Annotated in this window: 13 protein-coding genes; 10 read left to right on the forward strand and 3 right to left on the reverse strand. The window is 46.4% G+C overall.

The features are described 5' to 3' along the window. Window positions 1–32: 32 nt before the first annotated feature. The 7 genes from J0A67_RS05640 to J0A67_RS05670 all read left to right on the forward strand — a co-directional run bounded on the left by J0A67_RS05640 (window position 33) and on the right by J0A67_RS05670 (window position 16105). Window positions 33–2489 (forward strand): ABC transporter permease, encoded by a 2457-nt coding sequence (locus J0A67_RS05640; RefSeq protein ID WP_206568285.1) that lies wholly within the window; start codon window positions 33–35, stop codon window positions 2487–2489. A gap of 133 nt (window positions 2490–2622) precedes the next feature. Then, entirely contained in the window at window positions 2623–5064 is a 2442-nt protein-coding gene (locus J0A67_RS05645; RefSeq protein WP_241265072.1) for an ABC transporter permease, read from the forward strand. Between the two features lie 162 nt (window positions 5065–5226). Then, window positions 5227–6162 carry a DUF4097 family beta strand repeat-containing protein gene (locus J0A67_RS05650; RefSeq protein ID WP_206568286.1) on the forward strand — a complete coding sequence of 312 codons (936 nt, stop codon included), beginning with the start codon at window positions 5227–5229 and terminating at the stop codon, window positions 6160–6162. A gap of 50 nt (window positions 6163–6212) precedes the next feature. Then, window positions 6213–8591 carry an ABC transporter permease gene (locus J0A67_RS05655; RefSeq protein ID WP_206568287.1) on the forward strand — a complete coding sequence of 793 codons (2379 nt, stop codon included), beginning with the start codon at window positions 6213–6215 and terminating at the stop codon, window positions 8589–8591. Window positions 8592–8714: 123 nt separating this feature from the next. After that, window positions 8715–11138 carry an ABC transporter permease gene (locus tag J0A67_RS05660; RefSeq protein WP_206568288.1) on the forward strand — a complete coding sequence of 808 codons (2424 nt, stop codon included), beginning with the start codon at window positions 8715–8717 and terminating at the stop codon, window positions 11136–11138. 43 nt (window positions 11139–11181) lie between these two features. Then, complete coding sequence (locus J0A67_RS05665; protein WP_206568289.1) at window positions 11182–13542, forward strand: ABC transporter permease; 2361 nt, start codon at window positions 11182–11184, stop codon at window positions 13540–13542. A gap of 208 nt (window positions 13543–13750) precedes the next feature. Continuing rightward, entirely contained in the window at window positions 13751–16105 is a 2355-nt protein-coding gene (locus J0A67_RS05670) for an ABC transporter permease (RefSeq protein ID WP_206568290.1), read from the forward strand. A 56-nt stretch (window positions 16106–16161) separates the two neighbouring features. Here J0A67_RS05670 and J0A67_RS05675 read toward each other — a convergent pair whose 3' ends face one another. Beyond that, window positions 16162–17172, reverse strand: a complete 1011-nt coding sequence (locus J0A67_RS05675; RefSeq protein WP_206568291.1) for an alpha/beta hydrolase family protein — start codon at window positions 17170–17172, stop codon at window positions 16162–16164. A gap of 407 nt (window positions 17173–17579) precedes the next feature. Here J0A67_RS05675 and J0A67_RS05680 point away from each other — a divergent pair, with 407 nt between their 5' ends. After that, on the forward strand, window positions 17580–19994 hold the full coding sequence (locus J0A67_RS05680; protein ID WP_206568292.1) for an ABC transporter permease: 2415 nt from the start codon (window positions 17580–17582) through the stop codon (window positions 19992–19994). Between the two features lie 230 nt (window positions 19995–20224). Then, window positions 20225–20455, forward strand: coding sequence for an acyl carrier protein (locus J0A67_RS05685; protein ID WP_206568293.1), 231 nt, complete (start codon window positions 20225–20227; stop codon window positions 20453–20455). A gap of 23 nt (window positions 20456–20478) precedes the next feature. Here the strand turns inward: J0A67_RS05685 and J0A67_RS05690 are convergent, their stop codons facing one another. Further along, window positions 20479–20943, reverse strand: a complete 465-nt coding sequence (locus J0A67_RS05690; protein ID WP_206568294.1) for a DUF6644 family protein — start codon at window positions 20941–20943, stop codon at window positions 20479–20481. Window positions 20944–20945: 2 nt separating this feature from the next. Continuing rightward, the gene (locus J0A67_RS05695; protein WP_206568295.1) at window positions 20946–21299 is read right to left on the reverse strand and encodes a DUF6152 family protein; all 354 of its coding nucleotides are present in this window, start codon (window positions 21297–21299) and stop codon (window positions 20946–20948) included. A gap of 390 nt (window positions 21300–21689) precedes the next feature. Here J0A67_RS05695 and J0A67_RS05700 point away from each other — a divergent pair, with 390 nt between their 5' ends. Next, a complete protein-coding gene (locus tag J0A67_RS05700; protein WP_206568296.1) occupies window positions 21690–24095 on the forward strand; it encodes an ABC transporter permease in 2406 nt (801 codons plus the stop codon). Window positions 24096–24174 lie beyond the last annotated feature (79 nt).

Here is a 24174-nt window from a genome sequence, read left to right on the forward strand (position 1 = left end):
TAAGAACTAGCAACTTTCTACTACCTAACCTAATGTTTCAAACCTACTTGAAAATTGCCTGGAGAAATCTGAAAAAGAACAGACTGGTTTCTGGAATCAATATCCTCGGTTTAGCGATCGGAATAGGCACCTGTCTGGTGATTTCCTTGTATGTCTTTGATGAGCTGAGCTATGATCGTTACAGTGAACATTCGGATCGACTTTTTCGGGTAAATCTGGAAGCCAGTCTAGGAAAGGAATCGCTGAATGAAGCCAGTGTAATGGCTCCGGTGGCGAAGACTTTTGCCGACGAAGTGGCCGGAGTGGAAGATGCCACCCGCATCGGAAATGTCTTTTACAACACCAAACTCAAGGTCGCTGACCAGGAAATGAGGAAGGGGAAGACGGCTTTTGTCGATCCGAATTTCTTTGACCTTTTTACCCTAAATTTCCTTCAAGGCAATCCGAAGGCCGCCTTGGCCAAACCTAATTCTCTGGTGATTACTGTTGATCAGGCAAAGGCCCTTTTCGGAGAAAGAGACCCGATTAATCAAGTCATAGAGTTAAAGGAAATTGGTTACTATAACGAGGGTTACAAAAGCTTGGCGGGAGACTACACCATCACTGGCGTGATCGAAAACGTCCCATCCAATTCCCATTTTCACTTCGATATGTTTGCCTCTCTTCTGGGCAATCCCGACTCGGAAAATACAAGCTGGATGTCCGGAAGCTATTCGACTTATGTGCTGCTTGAAAAAGGTGTAAAAGCTGAGCAGGTTCAAGAAAACATTCCAGCGATTGTAAAGAAGTACATGGACGGGCAGATGAAAGAAAGCATGGGGATGAGCTACGATGAGTTTTTTGCAAAAGGCAATTTCGTCTACCTCAATCTACAGCCTGTGACCGAGATTCATCTCAGTACGCTTTTCAAAGGATCTGGACAGTTTGAGTCGGGAGGCGATCTCAATACCGTGATTATCTATTGCGTGATTGCGGTGTTTATGCTGCTGATCGCCTGCATCAATTTCATGAACCTGTCCACCGCTGGAGCATCTCAACGACTGAAGGAAATCGGAGTCAGAAAAGTAATGGGCTCTGACAAGCGGAATTTGATCTATCAGTTTTTGGCGGAATCCTTGGTTGCCATCGTAGTGGCAATGGCCCTCGGCTTGGTTTTTTGTGTCTTGGCTCTTCCATTTTTCAACGAGTTTTCCTTCAAATCACTTGAGGTTTCAAGTTTGTTTTCTCCTTTCTATTTGATTTCTCTTGGTGTGCTTTTGGGCTTGGTAACACTTTTGGCAGGAGGTTATCCGGCATTTTTCCTATCGGGATTTAAGCCCATTGATTCCCTGAAAAAGAAGGTGCTAGTTTCTAGGAAATCCGGTGTTAGAAGTGGGCTGGTAGTTTTTCAATTTGTGGTTTCCTCGGTCTTAATTGTGGGGACTATAGTGGTGGCCCAACAGATGAATTTTATCCAAAACAAGGAATTGGGCTACAAGCGGGATCAATTGATCGTGTTGAGGGATGCTGGCCGTGTGGGTGAGCATTTGGATGTTTTCAAAGAGAAAATCAAAAGTGATCCCCGCGTGGTGAGTGTGTCCACTTCAGCATATATTCCAGCTGGACCTACCGACACGAGTGTTCAGGCCTTATACCTGGATGACTCTCCGGCAAATTCCATCCGGCTGATGCGCTTTGGGATCGATGAAGAATATATTCCTACACTCGGAATGGAACTGGTCCAAGGGCGGAATTTCTCGCTGGAATTCGGAAATGAGACGAATAATATTATCATCAACGAGACCGCTGCCAAAGAAATGGGAATTGCCGATGATCCGATTGGCCAGACCTTCGATATGATGACGGACAATCAGGGCGGGAGGGAAGCTGTAAAAGTGATCGGAGTGGTGAAGGATTTCGTGGCGAGATCCCTTCGCGAGCCAGTCAGTCCGCTGATGATGGTCTATAATCCGTATTATAGCCTTATTGTAAAAGCACAGCCGGGCGATCTCAATGGTTTGCTTGCGGATATGGAAAAGACCTGGAACGAATTTGAGTCGGGTGAACCTTTTACCTATTCGTTTTTGGATGAATTGTACAACGAAACCTATGTTCAGGAATCTAGAATGGGTTCTTTCTTGAGCATTCTTGCCGTGCTCACCATCTTCGTCGCCTGTCTTGGATTGTTCGGTTTGGTGACTTATACCGCAGAGCAGCGCTTCAAAGAAATCGGCGTGAGAAAAGTTCTTGGATCGACCTCGGGACAAATCGTTGGCCTATTGACCAAGGACTTTGTGAAGCCTGTCGCGCTTTCATTTCTGTTGGCTTTTCCAATCGGTTATTTCGCCATGGATAAATGGCTCCAGCGTTTTGCCTACCGGGTCGATGTAGAATGGTGGGTTTTTGTAATTGCTGGTATCGTGACTTTGCTGATTGCCTTGGCGACAATTTGCTCCAGAAGTCTGAAAGCTGCCCTAATGAATCCAGTGGATAGTTTGAAAAGCGAATAAGAGTCGAAGAAATTGACAGTCAGCGGCTATGAAAGGCTCAGAGTAGATTCTGAGCCTTTCTTTTTTTTAAAAATATATACGTTTGGTTGTTAATTGTTTGTAACCTCTTGCTTCGATTATTCATCTAATCGATATGCTTAGAAATTATATCAAAATCGCTTGGAGAAATTTGATCCGGAATAAGTCATTTAGCCTGATCAATATTTTGGGTTTGGCCGTCAGCATGTCGGTCTGTTTACTGATTATCATGATTGGAGTGGATCAGTATAGTTTTGACTCCTATCATACCAAAGAGGATAGGGTCTATCGGATTCACACTACTCGATATCAGGAAAATAATGGTGAAGTGGCGAGTTCTGCTTTGCCCTTGGCAGAGAAGTTGAAGTCAGACTATCCGATTATCGAAGAGACCGCCGCTCTGAATAGTGAAATCGGAGGCGATGTGATTTATGAAGATCGCTTTGCGACCGGAGGCGGGTATTTCGCAGATGGGAATCTCTTTAAGATTCTGGATTTTTCTTTCAAGGAAGGAGATCCAAAAACTGCTTTGGAGAAGCCATTTTCTTTGGTGATCACGTCGGAGATGGCTGAGATTCTTTTTCATGGAGAGTCTGCTCTTGGGAAGACGGTGGCTTTTCATGACAAGGATATCCGCGCGGTAGACATTGAGGAGGGAAATTTCGAGACGGACTTTGGCTATTTTACGATTACGGGAGTCCTACACCCCAATCCGGGGAAAACCCACCTTCCCTTTAAGCTTTTGGCCTCCCTGAGCACCATGAAATCATTGCCAGAAGGAGCGGTACGATCCAGTATGGAAAATGACTGGGAAAATGTCTGGTCTAATTATACCTATGTGCTCCTGCAGGAGGGACGCGAGAAAGCTGAGCTGCAAGCGGCTTTGGATGAGGTGTCGGAAGGTATTTATTCTCAGAAATTTGAAAACAAGCATTCCTTCAAGGCGATGGCTTTGGGTGACATTACCCCCATGGAAATGATCGGCAATACCACTCACGTATCGATGCCGAAAGTGGTATTGATGATTTTGGCCGTCCTGTGTTTGATTGTGATGTTTTCGGCTTGTCTGAATTACACGAACATGTCAGTGGCTCGTGCCTTGACTCGGGTGAAAGAGGTAGGGATCCGAAAAGTCTCCGGAGCAGATAGGAAGCAGATTTTTGCACAATTTATCACCGAAGCGGTCGTGATTTCGCTGTGTTCGTTGGTGATAGCCTTTAGTCTCTTGCAGATTTTACAGAGTGGATTTGATCAGCTGACTTTCAATCAATATCTGAAAATTTCTTTCCGGCAAAGTTTGCCTGCCATGATTCTTTTTTTGGGCTTCAGTCTGATGGTTGGAGTCGTAGCGGGTTTGCTACCAGCTACCTATGTAGCCAAATTGAATCCCGTCAACCTATTCAACAAGCTTTCTGGGGTCAAGCTTTTCAAAAGCATGGGCATCCGAAATGTGTTGATGGTTCTACAGTTTACGATATCCTTGATCTTTATTATTTCGGTGGTTTTGATCCAGTCGCAGGCTAAGCATTTGCTAAATTTCAATTTTGGGTTTGACAAGGAAAATGTAGTGACGGTAAAGCTCCTCAAGACCGAAAATTACGATCGATTTGCTCAAGCGATTGCATCCAATCCGATGGTCTCCGAGGTGGGGGCAAGCTCCTTGATTCCCGCAGCAGGGTATAATTTCGGAACCGAAGTAGTCAATCCTGAAAACCCGCTGGATAGTATTTCTACCAACTATTTCGATATCAATTCAGGGACTCTTGGGGCATTGGGACTGGAATTAGTAGAAGGAAACAACTTCCCGGCTGAAGGCAGAGAGGACTTGGTGTTGATCAATGAAACCGCTGTGAGCAAGTTCAATCTTGGAACACCAGCAGATGCCATTGGTAAACCATTGGTGGTCTTGGATGGGGAAGAGTTTAGGAATGTTCAGGTGTCTGGGGTGGTGAAGGATTTTCATTTTCTCTCTCCTGATCAAGCGATTAGTAGTCTGGTTTTATTGAATCGAAAATCAACGTTTGGTTTTGCTTTGGTGAAAGTAAATGGTTCAAATTCCGCAGAGACCATTGCCTCTCTCGAAGCTGCCTGGAAAGAGGTAAATCCTATGTCCAAGTTTTCCTACAAATACTTGGATCAGGAGCTATTGTTTATCCATGAGGTGCTTGGCGATGTGTTTGCGGTGATCGGTCTTATTTCCTTTCTGGCAATTTTTGTTTCCTGTTTGGGTTTGTTGGGTATGGCCACCTATACTGCACAGACTCGAGTAAAGGAGATTGGGATTCGCAAGACTTTGGGGTCCAGCGTTCCCCAGATTATTTACTTGCTTTCGAGGGGATTTTTGAGATTGCTAGGAGTGGCCATTTTGGTGGCAGTTCCGGCAGCTTATTTTATCAATAACCTTTGGTTGGAATTCTTTGCATCCCGTGTCAGTATCGGAGTCATTCCTATCAGCATCGGAGTCGGATCGCTGATGCTGATCAGCTTGGGGATTATATTTTCCCAAGCCTATCGAGCGGCCATGGTCAATCCGATTGAGAGCCTAAAAAATGACTAAACTTCTGAAAAGGGAGTAGTAAGAGTACTATACTTTGACCGCGAGCGGACGAAAATGTCCGTAGCTCGAAGGTGTTGCTGAATGAAAAGCTCTAAATACGAGTGTATTAGGGTTTTATTTCATGGCACTATACTGGAATAAGGGATGGAAATCGACTCGACTATGAAATTCCATTCCTTATTCCTCATTGCTTTGGCTTTTTTTCAAGCAGGCTTGACAAATGCCTATGGCCAAGAAAACAAAACTCCGTATCAGACCAAAGAATTCAAGGTAAGTGGCCAAACCAACGTGAAGTCTGAGCTTTCGGGAGCTTCAGTTTCAATCAAAGGTGGGGCAGGAGATGCGCTGAAGGTTCAGATTTTTCTTAAAAAAGACGGGGTTTATCTAACCGAAACTTCCAAAGAAGCCCAAGACTTTCTGGAAGATTTTCAAGTAGAAGTCACTCAGACTGGCGAGACCGTGATGCTCATCGCCAAACAGAAATCTCCGGGTTCTATAAACTGGAAAAATCGACCTCAGGTGTCGTTTGAGATTTCCTCTCCCATGAATCTAAATACAGATATTCAAACCAGCGGCGGCTCTGTTTCCTTGGAAAGAATCGCAGGTACCCAAACTATACAAACCAGCGGTGGATCCATCCGGATTCAAGACAGCGAAGGTTTGGTGAACACCCAGTCTTCAGGAGGTAGCTTTAATCTCAATGGGTTTCAGGGAAATGTGGATGTACGAACTAGCGGTGGCTCGGTCAAAATCTATGGCCTGCAGGGTGATTTGGAAGCGCATACTTCGGGTGGAGGTATGACTTTGGAGAATATCAAAGGCAGTGTCGATGCTCAAAGCAGCGGAGGGTCGATTCGGGCCATCTTGTCTGAAGTAAATGAAGAGATGAATTTCAGCACCAGTGGGGGTAGCATCAGCGCAGTGATTCCCAAAGGACTGGGACTTGACCTTGAAATAAGCGGATCCAGAGTGAATTCGGCGCTGTCCAATTTTAGTGGAGAAATCAAGAAAGATCGTATTTCCGGTAAACTCAACGGGGGTGGAATTCCTTTGAAGATGCAAAGCTCCGGTGGTAGCATCAACCTTGAGTTTAATTGATTTTATCCTAGAATAATTTCTCCGAATAAATTCCTTTTGATTTTAATGGCATGTGGAAAAACTATCTAGTAATCGGCTGGAGAAACATAATCAGAAGTAAGGTTTTTTCTCTGATCAATATTGGTGGGCTGGCCTTGGGACTGACCTGCTGTATTTTGATCCTCCTATACGTCAAGGATGAGACAACCTTTGACCGCTTTCAGCAAAACGGAAATGAGCTGTATCGTATCAAGGTGACCATGACTTCATCCGAGGATGAGAAAGTCATCGCGAGTACCAATTCCATCCACGGGCCATCCTTTAAAGAAGGAATTCCCGAGATCAGGGATGTCATCCGAACCCAAAACCAACCTTTCGTAGTCAAAAAAGGAGAAGACTTTCTGAGTGCGAACGTGCTTTTTGCCGACCCTATTTTTTTCGAGGTTTTTTCCCTTCCATTGCTCCACGGTGATCCGAAGACAGTCCTTTCGGACATCGGTTCGATCGTGCTGACCGAGGAAATAGCGCAAAGCTATTTTGGAAGCACGGACGTTGTCGGCAAGGTCGTTGAGCTCAAAGTGAATGATCAATTCGTTCCGTTCACCGTTTCTGGAGTAGTCAAATCCATCCCGCAAAACTCCACCATTCAGTTTGATAGTATGATTTCTTTTGAATGGCAGGTGGCCAAGGGGTGGACCAATGACGAATGGCTGGGCTTTTACATGAACACGTTTGTCTTTCTGAACCCGGATGCAGATCCGGCCCAAGTTGGATCGAAAATGGATCAGATTTTTGAAATCAATGCAGCCAAAGAGCTTGCGAATTCACCCGGATTTAGGGAGAGGGTCAGTTTCAGCTTGCAGCCCTTCATGGACATCCACTTGGACAATGGGATGGATAACGACCGAAATGGAATCACCCGAACCAGCAATCCGGTTTATTCATACATCCTTGGAGGTATCGGGCTTTTCATTCTGATCATTGCATGCATCAATTTTGTTAATCTGGCAGTTGCCAGATCGTTGAACAGGGCCAAAGAAATCGGGATTCGCAAAGTCATCGGGGGGCAGAGAAAACAGCTGATTGTTCAGTTTTTGACGGAATCATTTCTACTCACTTTTTTCGCCTTTTTGCTGGCTTTCATGTTGGCACAGCTTGCACTTCCGCCTTTCAATGGGCTTGCAACCAAGAAATTGTCACTTTCTTATCTGCTGGACACAAACCTGATCCTCGTTTTCGCGGGCTTGTTTGTTTTGACTGGCTTGGTGGCGGGGTTGTATCCGGCGTTGGTGATTTCGGGTTTCAGCCCCACCAAAAGTCTCTACAAACGCGATAAGCTTGTGCAGCGAAACTTCCTGACCAAAGGCTTGGTCGTATTTCAGTTTACGCTTTCGATCTGTTTGGTCGTCGGTACGATACTGATTTTTTCCCAGTTCAACTTCCTGACTACGCTGAATTTGGGATACAATGACGAGCGGTTGATGAAATTGAATGGCATGCGGGGAAACCGTGCGGGAATGGAAGCCATCAAACAGGAACTTGCTAGCATGTCAGAGATAGCGGCTGTCGCAGGATATAATGGGAATTACAACGGAACTATCGCCAAGGTAAACGATGAAACAATTGAATTCGGGTACATCGGAGTAGATGACAATTTCTTGAATACGTTGGAAATCCAGCTGGTGGAAGGCCGAAACTTCTCTTCGGAATTTGCGACTGATCCGGAAGAATCCATCCTCGTCAATGAGGCTTTTCTCAAGGAAGTTGGCTGGACGGAAGGAGTGGGGAAGGAGGTCGACTTTGAGTGGAAAAACAAGAAAATGAAAGTGATTGGCGTCGTAAAAGACTACCATTTCGCTTCGCTGAAAGAGAAAATCGCCCCATTGGTATTGACCCAGGATCCCAAATACGGACTACAGACGCTCTTTATCAAACTCAATGAAGGCAACACGGCCGAGACGGTCAAGAAGATCGAAGCTGTATTTCGAAAACATGTACCCTTTATGCCATTTGATTACAGTTTCGAAGAGGAAAACAACCTGAAACGCTACGAAAGGGAAGCGCGCTGGAGGCAGATGATTACTGTCGGTGCCATGCTTTCCATCTTCGTATCCTGCATCGGCCTGTTTGGCTTGGCCGCCTTCAATGCGGAAAGCAGGGTAAAAGAGGTCGGCGTGCGAAAGGTAATGGGAGCTTCTGTGGGAAGCATTGTGACTTTGCTGTCTACAGACTTTGTGAAATTGATTCTGTTGGCAGTCCTGATAGCAGTTCCGATTTCCTACTATGGCGGCACGGTTTGGCTAAAGGAATTTGCCTATCAGATCAGAATCGAGTGGTGGTTTTTCGCCGTAGCTGGAGTATTTGGGATAGGCATCGCGATGCTTACAGTCGGCTTTGAGGCCTTCAAAGCAGCGATCAGAAATCCCGTAGAAACGCTGAAGAACGAGTAGAAAGTATCAAGTGCCAAGTATCAAGAGTCGGTAAGAGAGGAAGAAGAGCCTCGAAGCCTCCTGCTTCACGACCTGCGTGCTTACTATTTCAATTTTCCAATTTTACACTATTTCAATATCGCCATGTGGAAGAACTACTTTAAAATAGCCTACCGTAACCTTCTGAAAAAGAAGGTCTACTCCTTGATCAATGTTTTGGGGCTGGGCATTGGAATGGCTTGTTGCGTTTTGATTTTTTTGTTCGTACAGGACGAGCTCTCCTATGATAATTACCATGAAAAAGGCGACCGAATCTATCGTCTAATCCACGGTTCAAGATCCCCAGAAGGATTGACCGAGGGAGCTGAGGAAGCGCCGTTTTGGGTTTGGCACAATGCCCCGGTCGGGCCTGCATTAAAGGAGGAATTTCCCGAGATAGACAAAATCGTGCAGTTTTCCGGTAGGTCTGATTTGTTGCTGAGTTATGGGGAAACTACCCTGCAGGAAGATGGCGTGTTTTTCATGGACTCAACAGTTTTTGATGTGTTTTCATGGAAACTGCTTCGGGGAAATGCCAGAACTGCTTTGGTCGCACCCTTTAGCATCGTTTTGACTGAAAGCACGGCGAAGAAGTATTTCGGAGACGAGGATCCATTGGGCAAAACACTGAAGGGTAGCGAATCTGCCGGGAGGGCCGATGCGGGTGATTACACTGTCACAGGGGTGATGGCCGACGTGCCTTCCAACTCGCATTTTACGTTCAATGCCCTGCTTTCCCTGAGTACGTTTAAGCAGAGTCGCCCAGACGTCTTTGACGCTTGGGGATATGTGGATTTTTACACCTACTTCTTGGTCAACGAGGGCTTTGATCCTGTGGCTTTCGAAGCCAAACTCCCAGACTTTATTCAAAGAAGAAGGGGAGGAGGAGATGACAAATATGCCATCAAAGTAGAGGCGTTGAAGGACGTTTACCTTCGCACCACTGCTCAGCGTCTCCCCGGAGAGACAGGTTCATTGACCAATATCTATGTCTTCTCGATGATTGGAGTCTTTATCCTAGCCATCGCCATGATCAACTTTATGAACCTGTCCACGGCGCGATCCATGGAGCGAGCCAAGGAAGTGGGGATTAGGAAGTCGATTGGTGCGGATCGGGAGAGTTTGATCTATCAGTTTCTCGGGGAGTCACTGATCATCGTCATTCTGGCTGCGATGGTAGCTGTGGTTTTCGTGTCGGTGGCCTTGCCTTTGATGAATGACTTGACGGGAAAAGAGTTCTTGATCAATCAAGTCATCAACTGGCAGACAATACCATTTTTTGTGGGAATCATCTTGATTGTCGGCCTTTTGGCAGGCTCTTATCCGGCTTTCGTCCTTTCCAGTTTTCAACCGGTTTCTATCTTAAAAGGTCTTTCCAAGGCAAACCCAAAAGGCGCGCTTTTGAGAAAAGGCCTAGTCATATTCCAATTTAGCTTATCGATTGCGCTGATCGCTGGAACAATGATCGTCTACACCCAGATGGGACATTTGCTGGACAAAGACATGGGATTTGACAAGGAGCAGATGCTAGTCTTGGACTACAACTATGATGAGCAGGTTAACTTCATGTCTTCGGCTTTGAAAAGCGAGTTAGAGGCTTTGCCATCCGTGAATTCGGCAGCCTTCTCTCGTAGCGTACCGGGAAGCTATTTTCCAAATGCCTACACCACGATTGAAAATGCGGATGGGGAGATGTTTGGTCAAGCTCAGCCTGTTTTTCAAGTCGGGATTGATTTTGTAAACCATTACGGCCTGGAATTGGTGGCTGGCCGCTCGTATTCCCGTGACTACCCTTCAGATTCCAGTTCTGCTTTGGTGCTTAATGAAGCAGCGGCAAGACAATACGGATACGCCAACCCTGCGGATATTGTCGGGAAGAAGTTTGACCAATGGGGCAGGGCAGGGACTGTCATTGGAGTGGTGAAAGACTTCAACTACATCTCACTACACCGCACGATTGAGCCTTTGACTTTACCATTTGAAGCCTATGCTAGTAGGTATTTGTCCCTGAAGGTAAGCTCTGAGGACCTTCCAGCTACGATTGCCCAAGTGGAGCAGATTTGGGAAAAACTTGCGCCTCACCGGCCATTTCTGTACAGCTTTCTGGACGAGGATTTCAACAATCAATACCAGAGTGATTTCAGGTTTCGAAGAATATTTACCACGTTTTCGGTACTGGCAATTTTGATAGCCTGTCTTGGCTTGTTGGGCTTGGCTACCTATACCGCAGAGCAGCGCACCAAGGAAATTGGAGTGCGAAAAGTATTGGGCGCAAATGTGTCCAGCATCGTTGGATTGCTTTCCAAAGATTTTGTCAAGCTGGTTTTGGTTGCCATCGTAATTGCAACGCCGGTGTCTTGGTATGCGATGAACAAATGGCTGGAGGGCTTTGCCTACAAGGTCCCGGTACACTGGTGGACTTTCGCGATAGCGGGGATTTTGGCTGTCGTTGTGGCCTTGGTCACGATCAGTTTTCAATCCATCAAAGCCGCATTGATGAATCCAGTGAAGAGCCTGCGGAGTGAATAGTCCAAACTGATACCTAACAAACTGAATTTCAATCCTTCTGTATATGTTTAGAAATTACCTGAAAATCGCCCTAAGAAACCTGCTTAGAAACAAGGGATTTTCAATCACCAATATCCTCGGGCTTACGATTGGTTGCGCAAGTACCTTGTTTATTCTCCTTTGGGTTCATGATGAATTGACTTTCAATAAGTTTCATCAGAACTACGAGAATATCTATCAAGTAATGGCGAATCGCAATTACAACGAGGAGATCTTTACTGATCAAAATATGGTTCTTCCTTTGGCAAACGCCATCCAATCGGAGCTTCCCGAGGTCGAACAGGCGGTAACTGCCACTTTTTCTGAGTCCCATATTCTTGGTAATGGAGAAACTAAGGCGAGAAAAATTGGGATTACAGCCAGTGATAATTTTTTCAAAGTCCTCTCCTGGGAATTTCTGGAGGGAAATGAAGCAACTGCCCTGCCTGATGCAAGTTCCATTGTCTTAACTGAATCTACAGCAAAGTCGCTTTTTGGTACCGAAGATCCGATGCACAAAACAGTCAAACTTGATAATGCTACCGAATTGACTGTGACGGGTATTCTGAAGGATATCCCGTCCAACTCTACCTTCCAGTTTGACTACATCCACGCTTTCAACTATTCAGATGAAGGCTTGCTGCGTTCGCTGACCAACTGGACCAATTCGTCTTGGAATGTCTTCTTAAAAGTTCCGCCAGGGACAGACGAGAAGGAACTTTCTGAGAAAATCACCGCACTTAAGATCCGAAATAGTCCGAATGACAAAGGCATCAGTGAGTACTTCGCATTTCCGATGAGTAAGTGGAGACTCTATGCGGAGTTTAAGGAAGGCGTAAATACCGGAGGCATGATCCAATATGTGAAGATGTTTTCGATCATCGCAGTGATCATGTTGCTAGTCGCCTGCGTCAATTTCATGAATCTGTCCACCGCTAGGTCAGAGCGTAGAGCGAAGGAAGTCGGCATCCGAAAGACCTTGGGTTCAGACAAAAAGCAATTGATGTTGCAGTTCTTTTTTGAGTCTATGTTATTGACCCTGTCTGCATTTTTTCTTTCCCTCCTGGTAGTTCTTTTGTTAATGCCCTATTTCAATGAATTGGTAGTTAAAAAACTGACTCTTGATTTGAGCTCACCAATCTTCTGGATTATTTCCGGAGTCATCGTGGTATTCACAGGGATGGTGGCTGGAAGCTATCCAGCTTTATACCTTTCTTCTTTCAGTCCGGTGAAGGTTTTGAAAGGTACCTTTCTGGCCGGAGAAAAGGCTGTTTTGCCAAGAAATATCCTCGTGGTAGGCCAATTTGTCGCCTCGATACTACTAATATCCGGCACCCTGATCGTCTATCAACAGATCCAGTACATCAAAAACCGTGATATGGGCTACAACCCCAACAATCTCGTCATGGTATCAAGCTCAGATGATATCCAGAAAAACTTCTCGGTGATCAAGGATGAGCTACTCAAATCTGGGAAGATTCAAGGAGTGACGAGGACATTTTCCCCAATTACAAGCGTTTGGTGGAGAAGTCCGGCTCCAAGCTGGGAAGGAAAGCCAACAGACATGAATTTGCTGATGGCGGGACTTTACACCGACGTGGGTTTTTCGGAAACTATGGGCGTGAAGATGATTCAGGGAAACGATTTCACCGGGATGCCTTCAGATTCTACTTCATTAATTCTAAATCGTGCCGCGGTTGAGGCGATGGGATTGAAAGAGCCTGTTGGTACCCAAATGAGGTATAACGGAGAGACTTACAATGTCATTGGCGTAACGGAGAATGTGGTGATGGATTCTCCATTTAAGCCTGTTGAGCCCATGATGATATTCTTTTCCCCAGAAATCACCTATTCCATTAGCGTTCGATTTAAGGACGGTATACCGGTGCAAGACGGTCTGTTGGCGATGGAGGAAGTGTTCAAAACCTATAATCCTTCGGTTCCTTTTGAATACCAATTTGTGGATCAGGAATTTGGGAGAAAATTCGTGTCCGAGGAGCTCGTCAGTAAGCTCACCAATATTTTTGCCGCACTCACCATATTTGTTTGCTGCATTGGTTTGGCGGGGTTGGCTTCTTATACTATCGAAAAGAGATTCCGAGAAATCGGCATCCGGAAAGTACTGGGAGCATCTGTCCCCCAAGTGTTGTTGCTGATTTCTTCTGATTTCCTCAAGCTGGTTCTTATCGCATTTTGCATTGCAGCGCCCTTGGCTTACTGGAAAATGGGGGAATGGCTGGAAACCTATACCTATCATGTTACCATGAATTTTTGGCTATTTATCGGAGTGGGCGGGCTGGTTTTATTCTTAGCCTTAGCCGTAGTTACAGCCAATACCATGAAGGCTGCATTGGCTAATCCCGTGAAGAGTCTGAAAAGCGAGTAAAGTACCAAGTATCGAGTAACAATACGCTAGACATTAGACATAAGAATTTATGATTTGGGATTTTCGATTTAAGAGATCAAAGGATTGTTGATGTTGGAGTCTGAGGTTTGGCTTTTGTGGCCCTAAACCTTGCAACTTTTCCACCTGACAGCTTACCACCACTATCCCAAAATTTTCAAATCTTCCAATTTTCCAATCTTTCAATATCATGTGGAAAAACTACCTGAAAATCGCCTGGAGAAATATCCTTAGAAAAAAGGGCTTCGCAATGATCAACATCGGAGGACTTGCGGTCGGAATGGCTGCTTCTGTATTGATCGTCGTCTGGATCCAGTTTGAGCTTTCGGTAGACAGTACTTATGAAAAATCCGACCGGATTTACGCCGTATGGCGCACCAATGTAAATCAGGGTGAGGTGACGAGCTGGGATTATACTCCCACACCCTACGCCGAAGCTCTGAGGGAGCAATATCCCGAAGTGGAGGCGGTGACGCACGTGACGGAATGGGATCCAATGGTGCTTTCCGTAGGAGATTTGAGCTTCTATGAGCAGACCTCTTTTGTGGATCCAGGCTTCTTTGAGATGTTTAGCTTTAAAGTGCTGGAAGGAAACGCGATAGATGCCCTTGACTCACCGGACAACATTGTCCTCACCGAGTCGGTGGCTAAGAAACTGTTTGGAGAGGTATCGGCGATCGGCAAGTCTGTCAAGGTGGAGGCCGAACTGGACTTTGAAGTTAGGGCGGTGATCGAAGACCTGCCTGAGACCACTGCCTTCCGTTTTACGGCATTTTTGCCCTATAAAAAGCTCGAAGCAATGGGCTGGGTAGGTGATTACTGGGGAAACAATAACTGCCGGACTTTTGCGATGCTTGCCCCCGGAGTGGATCTGGGGACTTTCAATGAGAAACACAAAGATTTTTCCCTGCGAAACGCGGACATCAAAAATACCAGCGATTTCCTTTTTCCAATGTCCGATCTGCACTTGAGAAGCAAGTTTGAAAATGGAAAATCGGTAGGAGGAAGGATAGATTTGATTCGCATGTTTGGCTTGATAGGTATTGTGATTTTGCTGATCGCCTGTATCAACTTTGTCAATCTTTCAACCGCTCAAAGTGAAAAGAGAGCCAAAGAGGTTGGCATTCGAAAGGTTTCCGGAGCGAACCGCAGTATGCTGATCGGACAGTTTTTAGCTGAGTCGACATTGATCTCGCTAGCTGCCTATGGATTGGCGTTACTGCTGATTTCGATGACTTTTCCCAGCTTCAATGCCTTGATAGGAAAAGAGCTAATTTTGCCTTTTGACCAAAATTATTTCTGTTTTTTTTCCTTGGGGTATGTCTTGTTGACTGGGGTTTTGGCGGGTTTGTACCCAGCCTTTTTACTGAGTTCATTTAGACCTGTTCAGGTGTTGAAGGCCCGCGTGAACGTTGCCCGGAGCTGGTTTAAACCAAGGGAAGCGCTTGTTGTATTTCAGTTTGCGATAGTTGCGGTCTTGATTGCTAGCACTTGGATTATTCGTCAGCAGATGGATTTTGTACAAAACCGAGACATAGGCCTCCAGCCTGAAAACCTGATTTTCCACCCAATGGCAGGGCCACTCAAGGAGAACTTTTCCTCCCTTCGCTCTGAGGTGGAGGCGCTGCCAGGGGTCCTTTCCATATCAAGTACATTTTCTCCTTTCACTGAAGAGTACAGTGATACCAATTTGATCAATTGGCAAGGCAAAGACGAGGCATTCAAACCCAAGGTAAACCGGATGGGAGTGGATGCCCATGTGGTAAAGACGGCTGGACTGGAGTTGATTGCCGGTAGGGATATCGACGTATATACCTACCCAGCCGATAGCTCGGCCGTACTGATCAATGAGACAGCGAGGAATTTTATGGGCTTTCAGGATCCCTTGGGAGAAGTGGTGAAGGATGACGATCGGGAGTATCGAGTAGTTGGGGTTGTAAAGGATTTTATTATCGACTCTCCCTTCGAGAAGGCGGAAGGGATCATGATCTTTGGTCCAAAAATCCAGCAGAATTTCATCCATATCCGTCTTTCAGGCACGGATATGAGCGGGACCATGGCTCAGTTGGAAAAGATATTTGCAAAGTTTAATCCCGGGTCACCTTTTGAGTACCAGTTTGCGGACGAGGTTCACGCGCTCAAGTTTGCCAGTCAGCAGCAAACTGGAAGACTGACCGCAGTCTTTTCAGTCTTGGCGATCCTGATTTCCTGTCTGGGACTGTTTGGTTTGGCGGCTTACATTGCGGAGCAAAGAAGCAAGGAGATTTCAGTGAGAAAAGTGCTGGGAGCATCAGTTCAGGGTTTGGTAATGATGCTATCCGGGGAGTTTACCAAGTTGGTGTTAATTGCGATGCTAATCGCAGTGCCGGTTAGCTGGTATGCGATGGGGGAATGGCTCGCTGGATTCGACTATCGAATCGACATAGGCTGGAAGGTTTTCGCAGGCACGGCATTGATTGCTTTCCTGATCGCCTTTCTCACCGTTAGTTCCCAAGCGATCAAAGCTGCCCTGGTCAACCCCGCTAAGACGCTCAAGAGTGAGTAGGCTAGTTTATTAGGAATTTGACCAAGAGAATCGATTTTTACTGGCTGGACTATTTCCTAAAGCTTTGACAAAAGGCTGTCGATTCGTTCATTAAGCAGGGTGTTGCCGGAAGCTACGTTGCTGTGGTCTCTTTTTTCGTAGATGAAAAGCTCGAACGAATCCTGTTTACCCAGCCGTTGCATCTCTTCCTTCAGCAATTGCCCTTCTGAAACGGGCACTATGCGGTCATTTTCCGCCAAATGCATTTGGGTTTGGGGCAATTCATCGGCAAAGTATAGAGGAGAACTGGCGATCATTTTGCGTCTGGTTTCAGCGATGGTGCTTGTTCCATTGACTAATTCATTCAAAAACTGGCATTGGTAAGTAGGATCGTTTTCGTGTTTGGCAGTTAAGTTTAGAAGATCGACTGGGCCCGCAACAGCGAAAGCCATCTTCACACGCTTGTCTCGTTCAGCCACCAGCAAGGAAACCGTAGCACCCCGACTACCTCCTCGCACCGCCGTTCTGTTGATATTGACGCGATCTTCAGAGTTTTCTAGTAGGTTTAGAAGTCCGATGACGTCATCCGCGGCTCCGTCAAAAGCGTCGCAATGGACTCCATCAGAAACTGGCGTGACATAGGTTTTACCATCTAAAGTCACCCTCAAGGATTGTCCACGAAGTGCGGGAATTGCCAAAACCCCTTGAAAATCGGAGGCCGGAACAGCTGCGATAGCAACGGAATTTTCTGTTATGCCCAAACCAAATCCTCCAACATAAACCCTGACAGGAAGATTGTCGCCAGCCTTTGGAAGGATTAAAGCAGCATACTCACGAAGGCCGTCGATTCGGTAAGAGATGATTTTGAGGAGCATTTTTCCGTCCGAAAGCTCGACCGCTTCCTCCTCTTCATAGTCGGTTGGTGTGAGTTGTCGGGATTGCCAATCTGCCTTTATTACTTCCAGTTCTCTTTCGGTCGGGGCAGCAAAAAGTGTTTTCGAGTCATAATCTACCAAGAAATCATCCTCCTGCACACATGCTCCGCAAAAGACGAGGATTGCTGTAAGGAAGAAAAGGCCTGGCTTCATGGGGTCCTGAGTTGAGTTTAGCGGAAATGCCGATTTTTGATTTTCCGGGACAAAATTAGTTCGAAGGTCTTGTTTTTTGCTTAGCCGATAAGATGATTTAACTTTTGACCCGCATTTAAAGCGGTCCGTCTGATGGCCTAAGAGAGTTATCTCAAATAGAAAGTTGACAAGGACTTTCAGGTGAATACAGATGATTATGTAATATTTGTTCTTCTGCCGCTTTGCCCACCAGCGGACAATAATGTCCGTCCGATTTTTGTTCTTTTGCCTAAAATCCCCAAAACGGGCTGTTATTGGCGGATTTGCGTGGCATGAAAAATGGGATTGATTGGATAGCTGATAAAAGCCTAGCTTGATCTGTCGATCGAACAAGCCAACCGTCGTAAAAACCACTAATTACCCCTAAAATGTGGATCAACTTCCTCAAAATCTCGCTCAGAAACCTTCTCAAGTATAAGTCGCTGACCCTGATCAATGTCTCGGGAATGGCCGTAGCGCTTGCGGCCTGCATGCTGATCGGGTTGTATATCTACGATGAACTTCAAGTCGATCAGCGGATTCAGGATGGAGACCGGATTGTCCGCATTGCGACGAAAATGCCAGACATTACTTGGGTAGGAACTCCCGCTCCCGTATCCATGGCGATCAAACAGGATTTTGAAGAAGTAGAGGCTAGTGCCCGGCTGATGAAATTTCCCGAATTGGATCAGATGCTCCTTCGCTATGAGTCAGGTACTGAGGTGAGACAATTTTACGAATCCAAGGGCTACTACGCAGATTCGACGTTTTTCGACGTAGTATCTTTTCCGATGCTCAATGGCGATACTGACCGGGCATTGCGGACTCCCTCGGGAATTGTGCTTTCGGACAAACTGGCCAACAGGATTTTTGGAAGTGAGGAACCGTTAGGCAAAGTTGTTACAGTTGGCATGCCACTGGGGGATTTTGATTACACCGTCACGGGAGTGTTTGACGCCCAGGCCGCCAATTCCCATATAGATGCCAATTTCTTCCTGTCCATGGAAAACCAGGATTTTGGCAAAATAATACAGAACTGGACCAACTGGGCTTCCAACAATATTTTTTACACCTATGTGAAGTTGATGGATGGGGTGGTCCATGAGCTATTTGAGCAGAAAGTCAATCAATATTTTATTGAAAAGGCAGCCGAGGATATGAAAGCTATGGGGGTTCAGAAAGAGGTGGTTTTTCAACCTTTTCAGGACATCTATCTCAAATCTCATGGAGACTATGAACTCGGCAGAATTGGGAACCTGAGCAATCTCTACATTTTTGGAACGATTGCGCTTTTCATCCTTTTAATTGCTTGTATCAATTTCATGAATCTCACCACTGCTCGTTCAGAACGAAGGGCTAGGGAGGTCGGCATCCGTAAGCTTCTGGGAGCCAATCGACCTGCGTTGATGAGACAGTTTCTGGTTGAGTCGGTGATGGTAGCGCTAGTGGGATTTATAGTTGCGGCTGCTTTGGTGAGTTTCGTGTTGCCTTACTTTGGAGAGCTCATCGGCAGGAATATCACCGGGCACATCTCATGGGTGCCTTGGGTCGGGGCTTTGATGCTATGCTTCGCGGCGGGAATGTTGGCAGGGATTTACCCTGCATTTTTTCTATCCAACTTCAAGCCGATATCGGTATTGAAGGGCAGGTTTGTAGGACGGATTTCCGGTGTTTCGCTTCGCGAGGTTCTAGTGGTCGTTCAGTTTTGTATTTCTGCCTGTCTGATCCTGATGGTTTTTGTGATCAAAAGCCAGATGAATTTTGTGCAAACCAGAGACTTGGGCTTTGATAAAGACCAGCAGATCGTTGTTCCCTTGAGGAGCGAGAAGGCGATTGAAAGTTTTGATGCGATGAAAAATAGCCTCATGCAGGGATCCCAGTTCAAGTCCGTGACCATGGCTTCAACTTATCCTGGCGTGGAGTCTTTGGAGGATATGTTGTACTATACCGATGGCAAAAGCAGTGAAGAAGTCGTTCACATCCGACATTCGTATGTCGGAAATGATTTTATCGAAACACTGGGTTTTGAGCTGTTGGCTGGAAATACCTTTACGGAGGCTTTGACCACAGACCGTCCCCTGATCATCTTAAATGAATCAGCGGTTCGCGCGCTGGGATTTGAGGTTGACGACGCCGTGGGGAAAAATATCCATTATGATTGGCGTGGGGAAAAGATCACCTTGGAAATTTATGGCGTAGTGGGGGATTTTCACTTCGAGAGTTTACACAAGGAGATAGAGCCTTATGGTTTCCGAAATGGCGTAGGAGGGGGCTATCTGATCGCCAAGTTTTCCCCCGGGGCCACAAACGAAGTTTTGGCCACTGCCGAGAATGTATGGAAAGCCGCGGAAATCTCCGAACCTTTTACCTATTCTTTCCTCGACCAGGATTTCCAAAGAAACTATGAGCGCGAAGAGCGTACGGCCAAGATCATCATTTCCTTTGCGTTTTTGGCTCTCTTCATCGCCTGTTTGGGACTGTATGGGCTGACCGCGTTTATGACCGAATTGAAAACCAAGGAGATCGGTATCCGCAAGACGCTGGGAGCGAGTGACTGGAGTATCGTCAGTCTGCTGTCCAAAGACATCGGAAAAACTGTCCTGCTGGCAATCGCGATCTCCGTTCCTATCGGATTTTACCTATCCAAGAGCTGGCTTGCCAATTTCGCTTTTCAGATCGAAGTCGCTTGGTGGTATTACCTGCTGACTGGCTTGGCTGCACTGGGCATCGCAATGCTGACCGTCAGTTTTCAATCAGTGAAGGCTGCCATGATGAATCCGGTGGAGAGCCTAAAGAGTGAATAGCCTATTTAATAAATGGCATTCGTGATACTGAACCGCTGGGATTGCAAAAACAGATGGACCGGAAAAGCATCTCTAACAAGGAGATGCTTTTCTCGTTTTTGATAGATTTTTTGCGTCTTTTTTCACCTCAAATAGGGGTTCATTCTGTTTTGGTTGTCGTGAAGGTAGGTCCTGTTTCCCGGAATTTTGGAAAGGGACTGGCCAGAGAATAAGGAAAAAACTAAACCAACATGAACAAGTACGGCGAATTGAGAAAAATCTCCAGGGTCTTTAGGAATTATGGAATTGTACTCACTGGGGGCAGAAAGTATGACCATTTTGTTAGAGACCTACGCATGGATAGAATTTTTGTGTCCGGTTTGATCTTCGAGCTTGAGTATGAGCTCCAGAAGGAAATCGACGAAGAAAAACTCTTGGAAATCCAGGCTCCCGCCCAAGTGATTGCACTATTGGTGACCTAGGCTGTAGGAGATTTGGGATAGATCTAGTAGGCCAGTAAACGCCCGCAGGAAATCACTCCAGTCCAAAATAGGATGGAAATCAATGCGTGAATTTTGTACGTTGGAGGGAGACCTGAGCCGTTTTGCCGCAGAGATGAGAACTTGTGGAATAGGAACGCGTTCAGCCCGGCCAAAGTGAGTAATGCCATCTTTAGCCAAAAGATCGGATCAAATCCCAAGGCTCCCGCATTGGTGATAAACAGGAGCAGTCCCGAGGGAATTATCAGGATTAAACCGCGCCGGGACCAAGGCAAGAGGTAATGCGAAAGGGAGGCGATGGTTATTTTCTGGGAAAAGCCAAGGAGGCCTAGGTCAAACAGCCATGCCGAACCTACTAGAATGACGATTCCTAGAATATGTACTATCTCCAGCGCTGGATACAGCCAAAGGGATTGCCGTATTGAAGCTGCAAGTGTGCTTTGCTCAAGCCAGTCAAGGTATTCAGACACAGTTACCTAAGCTCGTACTTCTTGCCATCAACATAGATCCTTTCGGCCCTCATTTCTCCCTTTTCGGTCTTGTGCGGATAGGCGACCAGCCTCACCTTCGTGCCTTTTTTGATCATTTCGGCGGACAATCCACGATCTGTCATTCGGCTTGCCGGAGCCAGATAGACGGTCCAGGGCTCGTCCTGATAATTGACTTTGGCCATCGTATGGGGATTTCCAAAAGTTGATTCATCAATGGTGGTCTCAAAGTCCAGGACTTTGGTCTGGTCGTAGTTTGCCCAGCCATGGTGCAGTGGCCCAAAGGATACACAGAGCAGAAAAAGCAGGAGTAGGCAGGAGTTTTTCAGGTAAATCATAGCGGTTTTGTTTTTGGTACTAAGCCAATTTAAACAAATACTTTTAAAGCTGCTGGTATTCAGTTATTTAATAGTATGTATGGCGGGATTTGGATTTCGCGATGAAAAAAGAGCGAGATGCTCTCACTTAATTCTAGGTGTGCCTGAGCTGAATCAAAAAGCGCAGCTACTTTAAACTGACTAGCTATAGCCGTCCTGGAGGATTCAGACCATTCGACCGCCTACGGACAATGTTGTCCGCGGATGCTTTTGGCTAGAAGTGCGGATGCCTGTTTTTGAGACAATTGATGGCATTTTTAATGGCATAATAAGTGGAAAATCAAAATTGGGTGCCATCCGTCCCCACCAAACATTCTTTCTTTTTTGCAATTTGACTCTCCGCGCAGCACTATGTGGAAAAACTATCTGAAAACTGCACTTCGAAACCTGAGGAAAAACAAACTTTTCTCTGCATTGAACATCCTGGGTTTGGCTATAGGAATGGCCGTGTGTATCCTGATTCTACTCTTTGTGAACTACGAACGGGACTTTGATGCAATCCATACCAAAAATATTTATCGTCTGAACGAAGTCCAAAAGTGGGAGGGCATGGTCGCTCCTCAGAATGTGGCGCTGTCTATGTTTCCCATGGGGCCAACCTTGGAAGAAGAGTTTCCCGAAATCCTGAATTACGTTAGGGTGAGACCAAGCGGAGAGATGAAGTTTCGTATAAATGAATCCACCTATACTTTGGCGGAGACTGTCTGGGCAGATTCTTCTTTTTTTGAGATTTTCGACTTTAAGTTGGTGGAGGGAGATCCCAACACCGCCCTTGCCAAACCAAGAAGCCTAGTGCTAACCGAGTCTGGTGCTGCGCAACTCTTTGGTACCGAGTCGGCCATGGGAAAAGTACTCGAGGTGGCTGAGGAAGACAGCGCCTATTTTACCGTGACGGGCATCCTTGCCGATATCCCGGCAAATTCCCACTTGAAGTTTGAAGGCATCGCCTCTTTTAGCACCTTCGTGGGTCCAAGAAACATGGAAAACTGGGGAGGGAACTGGCTTACGACCTATCTCGAACTGGTGGATGGCACAGACATCTCCGCGCTGGAGGCCAAGTTTCCAGCCTACCTGCTTGGCCATATGCCCGAAGACCGCGCCAAAGGCTACGAGCTTTTTTTGCAGCCTCTGAACCAAGTCCATGCGGGCTCTACGGATATCACCCACGATTACCTCAACTATCAAAAGTTTGACGGAGCGTACACCAGGATATTTTTCTATATCGCCTTGATCGTGCTGTTTATCGCCGGGATCAATTTCGTGAACCTGTCTTCTGCCAAGTCCATCAGCCGGGCGATGGAGATAGGTGTGCGCAAGGCCTCCGGAGCGTCCCGAGGTCAGCTCTACTTCCAGTTTATCAGCGAATCGATCCTGATCAGCTTGATCGCCATGGCTCTTGCGGTGATGATCGTTTTCCTCACGCTTCCATTTCTCAACGAATTCAGTCAGCGGAAGCTGGAGTTTCCCTTGTTTTCCGATCCACTCTTTTTGGTTTCCATTGTTTTTGGAGCAATTGCTGTAGGGGTGGTTTCAGGGATCTATCCAGCGGTGTATTTATCAAGTTTTCAGCCGGTCAAAGTTCTTAAAGGTTCTGCCGAATCGGGAAAAAAGAAGTCCGATTTCAGGAATGTGCTGGTGGTTGTTCAGTTTAGCTGCGCCATATTCCTTATCATTTCCACCTTTTTTGCGACCCGGCAGGTGAAGTATATGCAGGAAAAAGACCTCGGTTTTTCGCATGAGCAGGTCGTCACCATTCCTATTGGCAGATATTCTGATCGATACGGGGTGCTCAAGGACAAGATGCTTGCCAGTACCTTGATCGAAAACGTCACGGCTTCGGGACAACGACTGGGCAACAACTTACACCAAACTTCGGTGACCTACCATGGGGAGGGCCCAGCGAGAAGCCTTGCTACTTCTCAGGTAGTGGTGGATGATGATTTTTTGGACGTCTATAAAATTGAATTGATAGCGGGGAGAAATTTTGAGGATACCGAGGCTGACTACGGTCGGGCCTATATCGTCAACGAATCGCTTGCCCATGAGCTGCTGAACGAGGAGGGAAGTGAGACGCCTTTGGAATCCCTAATTGGCCGCCAGTTTGGTTTCAGTGGGATGGATTCCGCCGCCCATATCGTGGGAGTAGTCCGGGACTTCAACTTCAATTCCCTGCATCACAAGATCGAGACGCTCACGCTTTTCAACCAAAAGGACTGGGGCTACGACGAGGTCTCCGTAAAAATCAGTGGAGAGCGGGTAAATGAGGCACTTGCCCATTTGGAGTCTGTCTGGAATGAAGTCGTGCCGGAGCGGGAGTTTGAATACGAGTTTTTGGATGACCACTTCACGGAACTCTACCGAGCCGACCGCACGGTAAACGCCATCGTAGGCATGTTGACGTTACTGTCCATCCTTGTTTCCTGCTTGGGGCTTTTTGGTTTGGCGACCTTCACGACCGAGCAGCGGGTCAAAGAAATAGGAATTCGAAAAGTGCTAGGCGCTTCGGTAGGCGGCGTAGTCGCCATTCTTTCCAGGGATTTCATCAAACTTGTTTTGGTGGCAATCGTGATCGCCGTCCCGGTATCTTGGTACGTGGTGGACAGGTGGATCGAGGATTTCGCCTATAGAATCGACATTGACTGGTGGGTGTTTGTCGTGTCCGGCTTCCTCGCGGTACTGATCGCTTTGGCGACCGTTAGTTCGCAGGCGGTAAAAGCAGCACTCATGAATCCGGTGAAAAGTCTGAAAAGCGAATAGCCAAACTGCGAAACACAAAACAAGAGAGTGCTGAGATATTTCGGCTTTTGATTTTGGAAACTTCACCAACTTAGGAACC

It is taken from the genome of Algoriphagus aestuariicola, from assembly GCF_017254835.1.
In the GTDB taxonomy this organism is placed as follows: Bacteria; Bacteroidota; Bacteroidia; order Cytophagales; family Cyclobacteriaceae; genus Algoriphagus; species Algoriphagus aestuariicola.